14 protein-coding genes and 1 pseudogene are annotated in these 16,729 nt (G+C 61.9%); 9 read left to right on the forward strand and 6 right to left on the reverse strand.

Annotated elements, in window-relative coordinates:
• The first annotated feature begins 180 nt into the window (after positions 1 to 180).
• The 7 genes and pseudogenes from FDP22_RS16315 to FDP22_RS16345 all read left to right on the forward strand — a co-directional run bounded on the left by FDP22_RS16315 (position 181) and on the right by FDP22_RS16345 (position 9,199).
• Complete coding sequence (locus FDP22_RS16315) at positions 181 to 2,460, forward strand: ATP-dependent nuclease (RefSeq protein WP_138575304.1); 2,280 nt, start codon at positions 181 to 183, stop codon at positions 2,458 to 2,460.
• Positions 2,457 to 4,379, forward strand: coding sequence for a UvrD-helicase domain-containing protein (locus tag FDP22_RS16320; protein ID WP_138575306.1), 1,923 nt, complete (start codon positions 2,457 to 2,459; stop codon positions 4,377 to 4,379). Before FDP22_RS16315 ends, FDP22_RS16320 begins: the two co-directional genes overlap by 4 nt.
• A 164-nt stretch (positions 4,380 to 4,543) precedes the next feature.
• Positions 4,544 to 5,890 carry a hypothetical protein gene (locus FDP22_RS16325; RefSeq protein WP_138575308.1) on the forward strand — a complete coding sequence of 449 codons (1,347 nt, stop codon included), beginning with the start codon at positions 4,544 to 4,546 and terminating at the stop codon, positions 5,888 to 5,890.
• A complete protein-coding gene (locus FDP22_RS16330) occupies positions 5,890 to 6,231 on the forward strand; it encodes a hypothetical protein (protein WP_138575310.1) in 342 nt (113 codons plus the stop codon). Before FDP22_RS16325 ends, FDP22_RS16330 begins: the two co-directional genes overlap by 1 nt.
• A 3-nt stretch (positions 6,232 to 6,234) precedes the next feature.
• Positions 6,235 to 6,804 carry an RES family NAD+ phosphorylase gene (locus FDP22_RS16335; RefSeq protein ID WP_138575312.1) on the forward strand — a complete coding sequence of 190 codons (570 nt, stop codon included), beginning with the start codon at positions 6,235 to 6,237 and terminating at the stop codon, positions 6,802 to 6,804.
• 204 nt (positions 6,805 to 7,008) lie between these two features.
• Positions 7,009 to 7,476: a P-loop NTPase family protein gene (locus FDP22_RS16340; RefSeq protein ID WP_138575314.1), complete on the forward strand. Its 468-nt coding sequence runs from the start codon at positions 7,009 to 7,011 to the stop codon at positions 7,474 to 7,476.
• Positions 7,477 to 8,337: 861 nt separating this feature from the next.
• Positions 8,338 to 9,199, forward strand: a pseudogene (locus tag FDP22_RS16345) (integrase core domain-containing protein).
• A 387-nt stretch (positions 9,200 to 9,586) separates the two neighbouring features.
• Here FDP22_RS16345 and FDP22_RS16350 read toward each other — a convergent pair.
• Both FDP22_RS16350 and FDP22_RS16355 read right to left on the reverse strand, forming a co-directional pair.
• Positions 9,587 to 10,564, reverse strand: a complete 978-nt coding sequence (locus FDP22_RS16350) for an SDR family oxidoreductase (protein ID WP_138575316.1) — start codon at positions 10,562 to 10,564, stop codon at positions 9,587 to 9,589.
• Positions 10,565 to 10,733: 169 nt separating this feature from the next.
• Positions 10,734 to 11,657, reverse strand: coding sequence for an alpha/beta hydrolase (locus FDP22_RS16355; protein ID WP_138575318.1), 924 nt, complete (start codon positions 11,655 to 11,657; stop codon positions 10,734 to 10,736).
• Positions 11,658 to 11,837: 180 nt separating this feature from the next.
• On the opposite strand from FDP22_RS16355, the gene FDP22_RS16360 reads away from it, so the two are divergent.
• A complete protein-coding gene (locus tag FDP22_RS16360; RefSeq protein WP_138575320.1) occupies positions 11,838 to 12,248 on the forward strand; it encodes a MarR family winged helix-turn-helix transcriptional regulator in 411 nt (136 codons plus the stop codon).
• 644 nt (positions 12,249 to 12,892) lie between these two features.
• On the opposite strand, the gene FDP22_RS16365 is transcribed toward FDP22_RS16360, so the two are convergent.
• From FDP22_RS16365 to FDP22_RS16375, 3 genes are all read right to left on the reverse strand, one after another.
• The gene (locus tag FDP22_RS16365) at positions 12,893 to 13,210 is read right to left on the reverse strand and encodes an Atu4866 domain-containing protein (RefSeq protein ID WP_138575322.1); all 318 of its coding nucleotides are present in this window, start codon (positions 13,208 to 13,210) and stop codon (positions 12,893 to 12,895) included.
• A 64-nt stretch (positions 13,211 to 13,274) separates the two neighbouring features.
• A complete protein-coding gene (locus FDP22_RS16370; protein ID WP_205910802.1) occupies positions 13,275 to 13,781 on the reverse strand; it encodes a nuclear transport factor 2 family protein in 507 nt (168 codons plus the stop codon).
• Between the two features lie 53 nt (positions 13,782 to 13,834).
• Positions 13,835 to 14,557, reverse strand: coding sequence for an SDR family oxidoreductase (locus FDP22_RS16375; RefSeq protein WP_138575324.1), 723 nt, complete (start codon positions 14,555 to 14,557; stop codon positions 13,835 to 13,837).
• 114 nt (positions 14,558 to 14,671) lie between these two features.
• Between FDP22_RS16375 and FDP22_RS16380 the strand changes: the two genes are divergently transcribed.
• A complete protein-coding gene (locus FDP22_RS16380) occupies positions 14,672 to 15,601 on the forward strand; it encodes a LysR family transcriptional regulator (protein ID WP_205910803.1) in 930 nt (309 codons plus the stop codon).
• Positions 15,602 to 16,346: 745 nt separating this feature from the next.
• Here the strand turns inward: FDP22_RS16380 and FDP22_RS16385 are convergent.
• Positions 16,347 to 16,709: a DUF1330 domain-containing protein gene (locus tag FDP22_RS16385; RefSeq protein WP_138575328.1), complete on the reverse strand. Its 363-nt coding sequence runs from the start codon at positions 16,707 to 16,709 to the stop codon at positions 16,347 to 16,349.
• Between the last annotated feature and the right edge of the window lie 20 nt (positions 16,710 to 16,729).

Raw genomic sequence — 16,729 nt, forward strand, 5'->3', positions numbered from 1 at the left:
GCCAGGCAGCCCAAAAAGAACTATCTCAGATGGGCGGCTGGAGCTGAGCGAAAACGCTCGACCATGGTGAAAAACCTAGTCTTCGCCGGTCGGGTTACCCCTCCCCGGATGTTGAGTAACGACATGTCTACTCGACACAAATGCAGAGTCGGCCTAGCGTGAGGTGTCTGGGAGGGGCAAATGCATCTCAAATCATTCCGCCTTAAAAACTACAGGCGGCTGCGCGACGTTCACATCGAATTTGCCCCGGACATTTCGATTTTTGTAGGGGCTAACAACAGCGGCAAGACATCCGCCACCCAAGCTGTGCAAATGTTCCTTTCGGGACGAAAGGAACAATTCTCTCTATTCGACTTCAGCTCTAACGTCTGGAAGCACTTGAATGAGATAGGAGAGGGGTCACCCGCCGACGATGGGGAGGCAGCTCTACCAATTATCACGCTAGATCTTTGGTTCGAGGTCGCCGAAGACGATCTCTATTTGGTTTTGCCTATCTTGCCGAGTTCGGACTGGCAGGGAAAAGAGGTTGGCATTCGGATTGAGTTCGGCGCGGTTAATACGTCCGAAACGCTTAGGCGTTTTCGGGAGGCAAAGCAGAAAGCGGCTTCACAGTTAGAAGCCCTTGGAGACAATGCGGGCACCTACGTGCCTTGGCCGAAGAGCCTAACACACTTTCTTGAGGAACAGCTTAAAACGGAATATGAATTCCGTTACTTCGTTCTCGACCGCGCGCAATTCAGCGACGCATATGCTGAGCTAGACGCCAACTACGATCCCCAGACGATACCTACGGAGCCCGGCGGTGGAACAATCTTGCGATCCTTGGTCCGCGTGGATTACTTGCATGCGCAACGCCATCTTGCCGATCCCAACTCCAATACCTCTGGAGGGATGGGGCGCGCGGAACAATTGTCGCGTCGTCTAAGTCGTTTCTACGAGCGCAATCTCACTCAAAGGCCCGACGACCATGCTGCGTTGAAGGCGCTCTTCGATTCTGAGGAGAGTCTCAACAAGCATCTCATGGACGTGTTCAAACCAACGTTAGACCGCATCGCCAAGCTTGGCTATCCCGGCATGCACAATCCGCAACTCGAGATTGCGTCAGGCCTAAATCCCGCGACCGTGATGAGCCAGGACGCGAAAGTTCACTATGTGCTCGGCGAAGACATGCCTTTGCGGCTTCCCGACAGCTACAATGGGCTGGGCCTCAAAAATCTCATCTACATGGTCGTCGAGATTCTCGACACTCAGGAAAAGTGGAAACTCGATGAGAGTCGGCCACCGTTGCACATCGTCTTTGTGGAGGAACCGGAAGCGCATCTTCACGCGCAGCTGCAACAGGTCTTCATCCGCAACGTGCTGGAGCTGTTGAAGGTTGAGGGCGAAGAACTGAGCGCCTTCCGATCGCAACTTATCGTCACGACGCACTCGCCGCACATCCTCTATGAAAGGGGATTCACGCCGATCCGCTATTTCCGCAGGCACATCACCGATGGTGAGCAGACAACGCAGGTACTCAACCTATCGACGTTCCAAGCAGGAGATGCGCCGAAAGACCGCGATTTCCTGCAACGCTACTTGAAACTCACTCACTGCGACTTGTTTTTCGCCGACGCAGCAATTTTGGTGGAAGGGAACGTGGAGCGGCTGTTGCTGCCACTTATGATCGAGAAGGTGGCGAAAGGGCTAAACGCTGCCTCTCTGTCGGTGCTGGAGGTCGGAGGAGCATTCGGCCACCGGTTTCGAGAGCTGATCCGATTTCTTGGCATCAGAACGCTCGTCATTACCGATCTAGACAGTGTGGCTATCGTCGAAGCTCCGGCTGAGGAGGAAGAAGAGGACGAGAAGGAATTCGAGATTCCGGCTGAGGAGGAAGATGGCGAGCCGGTCAAAAAATACGGCAAAACCTGCGAGCCGCTTGAAGCGGACGCAGCCACGGCCAATCAAACGCTCATCCAGTGGCTTCCGAAGAAAAAAACTGTTGCGGATCTTCTCGCTGCAACGGACGAGGAAAAAACCGAAGACATTCCGTGCACCGACAATGCCAAGGTGCGCGTCGTTTACCAATCTGCGATTGACGTCACTTGGGAGGGTGTCACCGAGTCAGTATGCGGCCGCACGCTAGAAGCAAGTTTTGGTCTGCAGAACGCGGAATGGTGCCAAGATGCGGATCGAAAACCACTGGGGCTCAAATTGCGCGGTCAGATCGCGACGCCGGCCGCCTTGGCCACGGGTCTCCACAAGCGCGTCATCGGACAATACTTCGACAAAACGAAGTTTGCGCTTGGCGTGCTTGCCCGCAAAGAAGAGCAATGGTCAGTGCCCCTCTACATCGAGCAGGGCCTTCAATGGCTGGAGAAGACCGTCGCCCTAGACGTGAAGGAAGAGGTTCAAGCCGCAGCGGAGGCGATCGCTGCCGATACGATTGAGGCACCGCAAGATCCGGACCTGTCACAATGAGCCGGCGTATAGACAAGCCGGACACTCCGGCCGACATCGAATTGAGGGAATGCCTGTCCGCTGCCGAGCGTCGCTCGTTCATAATGGTCGCTGGTGCGGGCTCGGGTAAAACCACGTCGCTCATCAAGGCGCTGTCAGCGATCATCGATCTTCATGGTGAGGAGTTGAAACGCCGTCGACAGCGTGTCGCCTGTATCACCTACACCGAGATTGCGGCTGAAGAGATTTGGACCGATGTCGGCAATAATCCGATCGTCCACGTGTCTACGATCCATAGCTTCATGTGGATGCTGGTTCGTCCGTTTCAGAGCGACGTTCGAAAATGGGTGGCGGCTCGCATCCAGGAAAAGATCGGAGAACTTGAGGAGAAGATTGCGACCTACGGCCCGCGCGTTCAACAACGAACGAAGGACAAAGACCAACGCGACCTAGCACGCTACCAACAATCTCTGGAGCGTATCGATCTGGTAAAATCCTTCACATACGGGACCGGAAGCGACTATCCGAAAGGCATCCTTGGCCACGACGATGTGCTGCGGTGCGCGACGCAGTTCCTAGATCAGCGGCCTCTTTTCCGGTCGCTGTTGGCACAGCAGTTCCCCTTCGTATTCGTCGATGAAAGCCAGGACACCACTGAGGGTGTGGTGACTGCGTTGAAGGAGGTTGCGGCTCAGTCGCAGGGTAAGTTTTGCCTCGGCTTTTTTGGTGACCCAATGCAGCGCATTTATATGACGGGCGCCGGACCGATTGGAGCCGAGGACGGATGGGCAACGATCACCAAAGAAGAAAATTTCCGATGCCCAACAACCGTTTTGGCCGTCGCGAACGCAATTCGCCGCGACGATGACAAGCTAGAACAAACGAGAGGGCGGACTATCAAGACGCCCGACGGCGAAGAGATTCCTGTCGCAGGCACGGCGCGAATGTTCATCTTGCCCGCCGACGAGCGGCGCGACCAGTACATCGCAAAAGTTCGGGCTTGGGTCGCGGATCAAAACTGCGACGAAACATGGCGAGACGGTTTTATCAAGCTTCTCGTCATCGTGCATCGAATGGCGGCAAGGCGGTTGGGCTTTGACGATCTTTATGTGGCAATGAATTCCAAAGCACCTAGTTCGTTCAAGGACGGCTTTCTTGACGCCACTGCATGGCCTCTCCGCGCATTTATGAGCCTAGCGCTACCGCTCGCCTCGGCGACGAATGAGGGACGCGAGTTCGACGCAATGTCCCTTCTACGGATGTTCTCGCCAAAGCTTTCAAAAGAAAATACGCCTAAAATAGGAATTCCGACTCTTCTCGCCGACCTTCGACATGCCGCTGCGAAACTGGCGGAGATGATGCAGCCGGGCTCAAAAGCAACAATTCGTGATGTGCTAGAACACATGCGTGACACGGGACTTATTGCCCTCGACCCACGAGTCCTGAGCTATTTGGAGGGAGGCGTGCCTCCGCCTCCGCAGCAGGACGACAATCAAGCCGCTCAGGAAGACGATGAGGATGCGCCACTCGAAATGAGCGCAATGGATAGCTTCCTCGCATGCAAGGCGTCGGAATTTTGGGGGTACAAAGAATATGTCGAGGAACTGTCGCCTTTCTCCACGCAGCAGGGCATTAAGGGCGCTGAGTTCGACAGAGTGCTCGTGATTGCCGACGATGGCGAGAGTTCGCATTTCCAATTTTCTTACGACAAGTATTTTGGGATTAAAGAACTCTCAGACAACGACAAAAAGAACTTAGACGAAGGAAAAGAGACGCAGGTCGAACGGACGCGCCGTCTCTTCTATGTGTGCTGTACGCGCGCGATGGATGATCTCGTTGTCGTCCTCTTCGCAGATGATGTTGGGGCGGCCGAGCAAGCCGTCCGCGCGAAGAATCTGTTTCCTGCCGATCAGATTTTCACGGAGGCAGCCTTAGGCTAGCGGTCACCGGTCGAACTGCTCGTCGACCGATAAGAGGCTGGCCTGCTGCAAAGCGCTGCCGGCACTTCAGGATTCCGCGCTCAAACTCGCTGGTGATCTGCCAGGAAGATGTGGTTGACTTTTGTGTTTCACGAAGTTATTGTCTGAAACAGAAAGGTCGCACCATGAGCGTCATCGCATTTCCAAAGCAAGCATCCGTGTTTCAACCCGTGGCACATTACATCCGTCTCGGGGAAACGAGCTACCGCAAGGTCGCCGATCTCGCAGCTGCCGGAGTAATCCAGAGCAAGCGCTTCGTGGTTGATGGATCAAAGATCGCCTATCAGAGAGACATCATCCAGATGTTGCAGGGCCTAGGTGCGGAAGTTGTTCTGGACCCGCGCATTATTGAGCTCTCGGCACGACGGAAATGCGCAGGCCTCGCATCCACGGCCCCTTGGGCGCCCCAGACACGGGGCGTGCCGCTTTCGCCAGACGTGTTCCGTGATCGCAACCCTGCTGACATATATGGAGCGATTGCGAGGTGCGCCGTAGAATACGGTGTCAGCGCAGTGCTGTCGCCGTCGCACTATCTCGCTGATCCGGGTTTTAACGGCTGGCAGCCAATTGACCATGACGCCTGCTTACTACTGCGCCGTGCACTCGATTCAGAGGGCGGGAAGACCATCGCCATAGACTACCTCGTGGCCGCGCGTCTGACGGACTTCATGGACGAAAACTTCCGATCGAAAATGATGCCGAACCTGTCAGACCTGCCTTATGAAAATCTCTGGGTTCGAGCATCGATGTCCACGCCGATCGGTCCACTGAATGCGCAGCGCCTGGTGCGAACACTGTCCCGCTGGCACAATATTGGAAAGCCCATTGTGATGGATTACATGGGCGGGCTCACCGCGGAAGCCTTGGTCGGCATGAATGTCGTCTCGGGCATTTCCCATGGCTACGGAGAGCAATCGTCGTTCACAACCACGAAGTGGACCGATCCGCCCGATGAACGCGACAAGGACAAATCAAGTGGCCGTGCGATGCGCATTGGTGTCTCAGCCCTGGGATGCACCTTCAACTCAGCAGAGTTGGATGTTCTGCTGTCGGCCCATGGGGCAAAGTCCGTGCTCTTACCCAACGACCGGAAGTTGTTGCCAAATGGCGTCGAGGATATCCGTCGTGATCCACGTCGGTTTAATATCTATGACGCGCAGCGCCGTATGGCCGAAATCAACGCCGTGCCAACAGCCAACCGGCCAGATCACTTTGCGGACCAGCGGATGCGAGAAGTAGTGGCCACAGCAAACAAGGCGGCCAAATTGAATCCTAAGTCGGACATTGCCGAGGCCAAAAATGTGGATTTGACGAAGCTGCGTGCGCGGCTCGTGAAATTCAGCACAACATCAGAAAAGCTCAGGGGAACCTATGAAAGTCTCGCACAAGAACGCACGGAACAGGGGGCAACGGTGAGAGCGATCGGCGATTTGCGTCGGAGCACTCCTTTGAACCAAACTGGAACCGAGTGATGACCTCAACAGCAATAGCAAGGAGCATTACCGCACTTGAAGAGATCGGTGGCCTGAATGGCACGGACATTGCCAATGTAACGGATGTCTCGAAGGCGACTGTCTCGCGTTGGCGCAATGGGACGAAGCGTCCTCAGCCAAATAGCGAGCGCGTTCTATCAGACCTCATCTACGTCGTGCGGCGGCTGGAAGACTACTACTCCAACGATGAAATCCGGCTTTGGCTTTATGCTCGCCATCCCCAGCTAGAAGGGCAGCGGGCCATTGATCTGATCCATGACGGCGAGGTGGTGGAGATCTTCCGCGTCCTCGATCGTCTGGACGCTGACGGGTATCTCTAACGCATGACAGAAGGCCCCAGAGATCACACGCTCATCGATGCTCTGGAAGGACTGACGCCACAGGCCTATGAAGGTCGCCTATGGCGCGTCACTCGCGACGGGCGCGATCCGACTCTTTTCTTTGCGGGCGGCAACCGGTGGGATGATGGCACGTTTGAAGTACTGTACACGTCGCTCACTCGAGAAGGCGCGCTCGCGGAAATGCACTACCACGTGGCGCGCGGGCAGCCAATCGCGCCCTCGAAAATCAAGTATCGCCTGCATGAGCTGCAAGTGAGTATCGAGGGCGTTCTTGATCTGACCGACAAGAGCTTCCTTGCAAGTCTTGGCATAGATCCGGCGACATATGGCAAACTTCCTTATCTCAAGCGCGAGGGCGAATACGAGGCGTGCCAGAAGATCGGCGAGGCAGCACATTTCTTGGGTTCGGATGATGCCGCCGATCCATCAGCAATCCTGGTTCCAAATGCCCGGCACGACGGCGACAACATGGTGATCTTTGGCGACTACGTGAGTTTCGAAGCCATCGAGCACATCAGAGACCATGGCGTGATCGACTGGACGAAGATCTAGGTGAGCTTGCCCCACCCGGCCGGCGGCCAGCACGGGGTTGAAGACCGGCCAAAGGGAGGCTATTTTCAGTGCATGGCTGACGCCCCAGCCTCCCCCCTCCAGCGGGAAAGTATTCAGCATGCAGGGTTTGAAATTGAGCTTTTTCTGTTCGAGCGCTCACATAAGGAGGGATTGTGAATTTTGCTCGCAATAGGAGAAACTCACATGAATCTCTCTGCACCGATCAATGAACTGAAACGCAAAGCGAAACTCATTCGCCGCGCAGAAGGCATTCCTCTGAACCAGGCGTTGGCGCGCGTTGCTAAGGAAGAAGGCTACGCAAGTTGGGGGCTGCTGATCCGCGACTATGACGCTCTGAAGCCCAAGCCTAATGTGCAACCTCGAACGGGCTATCAGATCACGTTCCTTCCAGTGGAAGCAGCCTATCGCAAGGAAGCCATCGAGCTTGCAAACAGTACTTTCGAGACCGTCATGCGCCGCCTTGAACCGGACAACCCAAAGCAAACGCGTGCGCTTTGGAACGCTGCAAACTACGTCGACAAACATCACCTAAGCGCTGACATGCTACCGATCGACAGTGAATATGCGCTGTCACTAATTGAAGCGTTTCTTGTCCATCACGTAGTTGATCTGGCCGTTCGCGCGGATCGCATGGCCGTCGAAGATAGCTAGGAGATTAGAGGGTGGGCTTAGAGCCCACCCTTTTCGCGCCATGTAAACTTTAGCTAACGGAGACAAGCGACCTAGACGGGATTAAGCAAGGAGCGACCGAACTATGCGCAAGCGCCCCGTGCCAAGACGTGTCAGAGGAAAGGACAGCGATAGATGCTCGATGTTCCAGACCAAGTACATGTTCCAAGCCTGCCCGAGGACGCGCTACGGCAAGACGCCGCCTGAAAAATTGTTGGTACTTGGTACAAGAGAAGTGCCGATACGGTATTGTTTTTAATTACGAATTCTCTCTGCGTCCGTCCAATCCATCATGGGGGCCACGGACAGGCGAGAGGTCATCGATGGATCCTGTTTCTTGTTTTCATCAATCACTTCCAAGCACCTCATCCTCGTCCTGTTCCCGCCCGTTCCGTGCCGGATGCGTCGAACTCAAAGCTGGACCTGACACATCGTATCAAATCGGAGTCCCGTGGCCCAAGTCAGGAGACCGCCCTGGGCTCGACCGGTACACGAACGAAAGGACTCAGCCAGCTTGCGCGCGTGCGGCACGAGAGGGAAGCACGTATCACGAGACGAAGGCCTTTGACAGACGCCCTGCCGCGGCCGTCTGATTGGAGAATCGCGGGCAGGAGCTTGCGAGACCCGGTGCGCCGGAGGAGCTGGACAGCTCTGAATGTCTGGGGGGCAAAAGCGATCAAGCGCTACACTGGAGACCCGGGGAAGGACATCGGTCGCACGAAGGCGCAGGTCCTCAGGGCCGCCAAAACTCACCTGATCGCCGATATGCCCTGCTGCGGCCTGCCCTCCGGCTGGTCGCTCGGGCCAATGCAGAGTCTGCTTCATCCCGAACGAGCGGACGACTTGAGGAAAGGCCGCTTCACCGGGGCGCAGATCGTCGGAATGAGCAGGAAGCAGGAGTGGCGACGTCGGAGGTCTGTCGCCGTCACGGTCTCAGCCCGGCCACCTTCTGCAAGCTCAGGGCCAGGCAGGAGATCGCGCCGCTGCGCTGGCGGTTCCGCTATCGGCGCAGCGGGCTGCTGCCCGAGCGCAAGGGCATGCTGATGAGCCCGGCGAAGCCGTATCGGCTCTGCCACGAGGAAGGGATGTCCGTCAGGCGGCGACGCGGTTGCAAGCGTGCCCGTGGCACACGCATGCCGATGCTCCTGGCCCTCATGCCCAACCGGCGCTGGCCGCCGGACTTCGGAACCGACACGGTCGGGGCGTCGCGCAAGTTCCGGATCCTGGCGATGATCGGCGATTGCTGCAGCGAGACCCTGTGTCTGGTCGCCGCCACCGGCATCTCGGGCGTCAGTGTGGCCCGAGAGCTGGATGCGCCGGTGCGTGTCCACGGAGAGCCCGCCTGCACCGCCAGCGACAACGGAACGGAGGCCCCAGCCGCGCCATCCTGAAACGGGCCGAGCGGGACGACGTCGCCTGGCTCGACATCGATCCCGGCAAGCCGCAGCAGACTGCTGTCATCGAGCCGCTCAACGGCAGTCTGCGCGACGCACTGCCGAACGACGAAATCTCCGCCACGCCGGATGACGCCCGCCGCAGGATCTCCCTCCGGCGCGACGATTGCAACGCCGTCCGGCCGCACTCGCCGCCCGGCAGCCGGACACTGCCCCGGACGCTTCCGCCATCCGATGGCGCCGCGCCCGGCGCGCCTGCCATGAGGCCACCCGCCGACGACCAATCTCAAACCGGCCGCCTCTCGTCATGACTGAGGGACCAAAGGGGATCACGTCGGCCCGGAATCGTCATGGCACGCCAGAGCAGCGTAGGGACCACGGAGGCCACACGGGGCGAGCCCCGGTCGGAGACCCGTGCCATTGGCAGCGAGAGCCGGCATGGCAGGTGGTAAACCCACCCCCCCGCGATCCAACCAACCCTGTGTATCGGCAGGCGGCACCTCGCGCCTGATCGCCTTGATCAGCATGAAGGGCAGGATGCGGTCGAACTGCGCAGAGACCCTGACCGCGAACAGGGCAGCGCGCAGAAGGCCGGCAGCACGTCCACCGAAAAGCGTCCGTCGCGGCCGTTCGCCAGCGCGGCAATCCCCGACATGCCCTCGGCAGGGCCTGTCTCCTTCATCGGCCGTACTCCCGGATCAGGGTGCGGCGAGGATCGACACCTGCGGTGCGTGCGCGGTGTGCGGCGCCACACGCTGCGCTGCAGCGAATGGCGAACCCGCAAGCTGCTCGGACACGTCCCACAGGCGGGCAGCAACGCTCTCGTCAAGCGCCTGCGGCGGGGTCTTCGACGCGGTAGGATGGCCTCGCATGCCGCGGAGCCTGTCCGGGCCGTAGTAGCCGCCCGACCGTGCCTCCGGAGAGGTCGCCGCATACAGGGTCGACAACGCCCCCTGCGCGGCGGGCTGGAAGAGGAACGGCAGATATGACCGGATACGGCCTTCGATGCTGGTCCGTCCGGCGCCGTTGTAGAGGATGTCGGTGCGCGAGATGCCCGGATGGGCCGCACTGCTCGACAGTCCCCAGCCGTGGGCCGCGCTGCGCCGGTCGAGTTCGAAGGCGAACATCAGGCAGGCCAGCTTCGACTGCGCATAGCTGTCCATCGGCTTGTAGGCGCGCTCGGCATTGAGATCATCGAAGTTGATCCGGCCCCAGGGGGCGGCGAGGCTCGACAAGGATACGACCCTGGCCTCCCCGCTCCGCCGGAGGAGGGGCAGCAGATGAGCGGTCAGCGCGAAGTGGCCGAAATAGTTGGTTCCCATCTGCAGCTCGAAGCCGTCCGCCGTCACCTTCCGCTCGGGCGGGATCATGACAGCGGCGTTGTTGATCAGGATGTCCAGGCGATCGAGCTGCTGGCCAAGCCGCTCGCCACACGCGGCGACGGACGCGAGATCGGCCAGATCGAGGAGCTCGAACCGCACGCGCGCGCCGGGCACTTCCTGTCGGATCCGCTGGACCGCCTCCGCGCCCTTGCGGGGATTGCGACCGGCGATGATCGTGTCGCATCCGGCACGGGCGAGGGCCAGCGCGTCCTCGAACCCGAGCCCGCCCGTGCCGGTCACAACCGCTACATGGTCATCCTGTCGGGGCATGAGTGATGTGGTCCACCGGGTCATGGCAATTCTCTCCGTCTGGTGCTGTGTCAGCTTCGGAAGAGAAAATATGCCCTTGCCGATGGGGCTCCATGCCGGAAGCAAGATCATTCTTGCCCAATCCTCCAAATCCGCTGGCTGCGTCGGTGCCTTCCGTCTCAGGCGACGCTTGATCGAACACTCGCGAGACCGGTCAGGCGCCCAGATGCCGACGGTAGAACGGCACCAGCTTCCCGACTGCGGGCGCCACCGCCTCGGGCTTGTCGTACAAATCATAGTGCCCTGCCCCCTCGACGACAAAGATGTCCTTGTCCCCGGCAGGTGACATTTCGAACAGACGGTGCCCGGCCTCGTACTGGCCGGTGTTCCCGCGCTTGCCGCCGACGATCACCTGCAAGGGCTGCGTCAACAGCTCGGGAACGAGGCCGAAGCCGTCGAAGGCGAGGATATGGCCGTAGCTGGTGTACAGGAGCCGGTTCGTGGAATTGGGATGGCGGTACTCGGACTCGCGGTAGAACCGCACGGCCTCGAGCACCTCGGGATCCGATATTCCGGCCTCGACGGCCTCGTCCAGGCTGTCGGGGATCCAGGGATCGCGGCGCTGCCCTTCGCCCCGCGCAGCACTCGTGCGCTGGCGGCCGACCTCGTCGAGCATCTCCATCAGGGCATCCGCAGGCTGAACCTTCCTGAAGAAACTGCCGATGTCGTTCGCCACCACGGTTCCGACGGCCTTGAAGCGGCGCTCGGTCAGGGCGGCGTGGATCGCGTAGCCGCCGCCGGCACAAATGCCGAGCAGGCCGACGCGCGCTTCGTCGACGAAGGGCCGCGTCATCAGGAAATCCACGGCACACCGGATGTCCTCGACCCGAACCGCGGGGTCCTCCAGGTCGCGCGGTTCTCCGCCGCTTTCGCCCTGATGCGAAGGATCGAAGGTCAACGCAACGAACCCGGCGTCGGCCAGCTTGGACGCGTAAATGCCGCCGATCTGCTCCTTCACGCTGCTGCCCGGCGTCGCGATCACGATGGCGGCGTAGCTGCCGGTCTCGTTGAGGCCCTCGGGAACATGCAGGTTTCCGACCACCTCGTTCGCGCGGTTCGCAAAAGTGACACGTTTCATATCCGTCTTCCTTTCGATGCGGGCGATAGCGCGGAGATCCACCCCGGGCGATCCGGCGGTCTCACCCTGGGGATGCGAAGCGGATTCGCACCTGGCGGTTTCAATCCCCCGTGCCGCCGAGTATATTTCGTTCGGAAATTAATTTAGTTCTGATATCGAACATCTTCAAGAGGCAGCAACATGACTGACGTGGATGGAGGCCGGATCTTCCGGCTCAGCCTGAAACTCTCGACCGAAACGCTCAACGAGGCGGCACCGGAGATCGAAGGCCAGGGGTTCGAGCCGAAGGCTTTCTTCGTTCTCGACGGCATCGAGGCGCAGCCCTCGCCGGCGGAGCTCGCCCGGCAACTGTCGATGCCGAAACCCACCCTGACCGCCTATCTGAAGAACCTGGAAGCGCGGGGCTATGTGAAAAGAAGCATTGATACCAGAGATTTGCGACGCCACCGGCTGGAGCTCACGCCCGCCGGCGCCGAGGCCCTCGCGCAGGCCAGAGGCGCGCTCCTGCGGCGCTACGGCGAGCGCCTGGTGCGGCTGTCCGATGCGGAAAAGACCACTCTCGCCGCGCTGCTTGAAAAGCTCACAGGCTGAGGCGGAGACCCTCGCGGGGCTGTCGCCTCGAAGCCGGCAGCCCCGCCATCGTAGCCGCGACCATGACCGGCCCTCCTGCTCCCGTGATGCGGCTTGCCCGGCGGTGCCCACGAGGGCGTCGAAGCTGCCACTCCGCAAATGCGTGCCCCGATCCGCGCCAAATGTCTCGACGACAGGCAGGCGACTGCCCGGTTCCGACACACCCTGAGGCATGGACGGACCGCGTCCTCGTCACCGGAAAACCCTGCTAATACACGGAAGATTGCCCTCATGGGCTTACCCCGGAAACCTGCGCGCTCCTCTGCCGTGGCAGAGGCGCGGTCTGCGCTGGCGGCTCGCCGATGGCCGCGGCCCAACGCGCGGAACCCTTTCTGCGGCAGTGCTTCGGTCTGACGGCGATCACGCCCGAATTCTTCATCGCGGAGGGCGCGGAGTTGGGAGAAGAGGCCAGCGCGCGGCGCTGGCCTCTTCTCTTCGCCTCGCGGCCAATGCCTGAGACGCACGCATTCAGGATGTGATTGTTGGAGGCAGCCATTCTCCGACCTCACAGCGAAGATCGCGGGCTTTGTCGTGGTGTCCACGCCCGGTTCAACCGGTGACGGCGTCGCGATGCCGGGCGCGGCCGCGGCGTCGCCGGTCAGGCGCTAGTCCTGCCGCCGGAGGATCATGCCGCCGTGGTGCAGCGTGTTCTCATCAACGAAGGTGCCGTCGGCGGTGAACCCGGTGTCATCCCAGTACCGGATGTAATTCCCGTCCACTTCGTAGCGCCCCTGGTAGGCGCTCTCGCGGGTTCCGCGCGCTTCGTCGTAGCGGCCGTTCGGCAGGAGTTCATGGCGAACCCTGTTGTCGTCGGTGTGCCACATCCCGACATAGGGGTGGTCGGCCCCGGCGCCTTCGGAGGCAGCTCCGGAGGGATGCCCGAGAAGGGCCAGGGCAACGGCGGAGACAAGTGTCTTCTGCATCTCGATCACTTTCAACGGAGGAGGATGGATGGGGCGCCCTGGAAATGCGCGCCCCGGGGCCGGGTCACTCCGTGACCGGCTCGTTGTTCTCGACGACCTGCTGATAGGCCACGAGATCGAGAAAGGCCTCGGCTTCCACGACCTGCCCGTGTTCCATCCGGAAGATCCAGACGAACTGGTTCTCATAGGCGGCCCCCGAAGTGGTGGTCGCCGCGCCGTCGAAGCGGACGATCACCGTGTCCTCCACCGCCCATATGGCATGGACGTCGGGCACAAGCGGCGAGGACAGGCGGCTGAACAACGGCACGGAGGCGTCCTCCACAAAGCTGTCACGGCTTTCATAGGTGCCCGCCACCGGGCCGGAGCCGTGAATGGTCCAGCGCACGTCCGGCGCGAGCAAGCCATCGAAGACGCTGCCGCCTGTCGCCCATCTGTCGAACGCCGCGCGCACCAGGGCCTCATTCCGGGCGGTCGTGTCCGGCTGATCGGCCAGTGCCGGGGCGGCCAGGACGGCGAAGGCGCCGGCGTGCAGCATGGATCGAAGGGCGGTGTTGCGAACAGGATTTCTCAAGGGTTCTCTCCTTCCGGTCGGGGTTTCTGAGGGGGGTGAAGCGCCTTCGGCGCTCAACCCTGCTGCCCCTGCGGGCGCACGGTGATCTCGTTCACGCCGACAGTCTCGGGGCTTTCGATGACATGGCGCACAATCCGCCCGATATCGGCGGGCTGAAGGGCGATGGCGCGGTACTCATCCATGAGGGCCATCGTCTCTTCATGGGTGATCGTCTGCGCCAGTTCGCTCTCGACGACACCCGGATTCACGCAGGTCACCCGGATATGCGGGCTCTCCTGCCGGAGCCCGTCCGAGATCGCCCGCACCGCGAACTTCGTCCCGCAATAGACGGCCGCCGTGGGCACCGCGTTCAGTGCGCCGATGGAGGCGATGTTGATGATCTGGCCCGCGTTCTGGCGGTCCATCACCGGAAGCACGGCGCCGATGCCCCAGAGCACGCCCTTGACGTTCACGTCCACCATGCGCTCCCACTCGTCCTGCTTGCCTGCCGACATCGGCGACAGCGGCATCACACCGGCGTTGTTCACCAGCACGTCGATGCGGCCCCAGAGATCGAGGGCCGTGGCGGCAAAGGCGGCAAACTCCTCCCGGCTGGTCACGTCGAGTGCGCGGAACTCCACAGTGCCGCCGTCGGCCCCGATGTCCCCGGCAATCGCGGCAAGCCGGTCGGTGCGCCTGGCGCCGAGCAGGAGCTTGGCACCGGCGGCCCCGAGGGCGCGTGCGATGCCCTCCCCGATGCCGCTGGATGCGCCGGTGATGAGAATGACCTTGTCCATGTGCACCTCCATTGGTCCGCTCGTCTTGCGTCTGAGAGGAAGGTGGCGGAGATTGGCTGTCGCGTGTAGGCCCTCCTTCGTTGATGCTATGGTTAGCAAGACTGGACAATCGCCATGGATCTCAACCTTCTTCCGCTTCTGCTCGCCGTCGCCGAGGAGCGGAATTTCCGCACTGCCGCCGACCGGATGGGGGTGACGCGCTCCGCCGTAAGCCAATCCATCCGGCGGCTCGAGGACCAGCTGGGGACCGCTCTGGTCCTGCGCACCACCCGCTCGGTCCGCCTGACCGAGGCGGGCGCGGCGCTTGTCGGCGCGCTGCAGGCGCCGTTGACCGAGATCGGCGGTGCGCTGGAGGCCGCCGGGGCGCAGGAGAGGCCGCGCGGCCACCTCAGGCTGACGGCGACCTCGATCGCCGAGCCGTTCCTCTCCGGCCCGCTGCTGGCCGCCTTCGTGCAGCGCCATCCGCATGTGACGGTGGATGTGACGGTGACGGACGAGGAATTCGACATCGTCGCCCATGGCTTCGATGCCGGGGTCCGGCTGGGCGAGGTCATCGAGAAGGACATGATCGCGGTGCCGGTCGGCAGAGATCAGCAGGAGCGCGCCGCTGCCTCCCCGGCCTATCTGGCCCGGCACGGCGCCCCGGCCCATCCGCGCGAGCTGGTCGACCACCCCTGCATCGGCTGGCGCCGCGCGCCGGAGCTTGCCCCGCACCGCTGGGAATTCGTCGAGAACGATCAGCCGTTCGATGTGGCCGTGCAGCCCGGGTTCACCACGAACGACCTGCGCCTCATGATCCGGATGGCCCTCGCCGGCGCGGGGATCACCTTCGCCCCGGAGGATTGCCTGCGGGAGCATTTTGACGACGGGTCTCTCGTCCCCCTGCTGGACACGTTCCTTCCCCCCTTCCCGGGCTTCTTTCTCTACTTCCCGCAGCGGCGCAACATGGCCCCCAAACTGCGGGCGCTGGTCGACCATGTCCGGCGCTTCGGGGACCCGCGCGACGCCGTCGCCCAGTCGGCCCGAGGCGCGCCCGTATCTTGAGCGGATGGTGAGCGTGCGGCGCGCCGATCCGCGTCTGTCCGGGATGGCGGTGACAGAGGGCACGGGCCTCGTCATGCGCCCGTGTGCGTGGCCGGTGGCCGGTTGGAGCGCCGGACGAACCCGGGGCAACGCCTGCATCGCCGCGCCGCCGTGCCGGCGGTTGGGGTACTGGAGATACCGGATTGGCAGGCGCGGGCTCCGGTCCGCCGGAACCACGACCAGCCGCCCCTCGCCGATGGACGCCCGGGCGTGGTCCTCGAAGACACGGGCGATCCCGTGCCCGGCCAGGGCCGCCTGATGCGCGGAACCGAGCGTGAGGCGGCCCGGGGGCGCGATCTCCACCACCTTGCCGCCCGTCTCGAAACGCCACTCGGCAAGAGCGCCGCCGGGATAGCGGCGCCGGATGCAGGCGTGCCGCACGGGGCCGGCGCCCGGGGCGCGCCCGTCCCGGCAAGATACCCCGGCGCGGCCATGATCGCATGGCGCAGGGGCTGCCCCAGCGGCACCGCGATCATGTCCTGCGCCAGATGCTCATCGGACTGCACCCCGGCGTCATACCCCCCCGTGCGACGATGGCCCAGTCGCTCACGAGTTCGACGTTCACCTCCGGGTATTCCGCCATGACGGCGACGGCCAGCGGGCAGAGCAGTTGATCGACCGCTTCCGGCGCGCTGCTCCTCCCCGGGGCGGCGCCCCTTGCCCGCGCAGGGCCCGGGGCGGCGGGGGTGGATCGCAACAGCGGCCTCTACGGATTCCGCGTCGGCTGAAGAACGGCCTCCGCAAGCGACGCCTCTCTCAGGGGGCCCGCCTTTTCCCGGTAGTCGCGGTCCTGCACCATGTCGGCGAAGGCGCGCCGGCTGGGGTAACGGACCAGCGCCACGGCGTCCCAGGCCTGGCCGGTTTCGGCGGAAAGGGCCGGAAGGCCTTCGCCGACATAGACGATGTCCGCCCCGTATCTGGCCACGAGCGGACCGGCGACCTCAAGATATGCGGCGTATCGCTCCCGCCCCCCGTCCGGCCGGAACCGGAGCAGGTTGAGCATGACGATCGGCAGGCCGTCATCCTCGGCCATGAAACGTGTGAATTCTTCTTCAATGAGGGTCAGCATCCGCGGCTTTCCTTTGAGTG

Source organism: Paroceanicella profunda, from assembly GCF_005887635.2.
GTDB lineage: Bacteria > Pseudomonadota > Alphaproteobacteria > Rhodobacterales > Rhodobacteraceae > Paroceanicella > Paroceanicella profunda.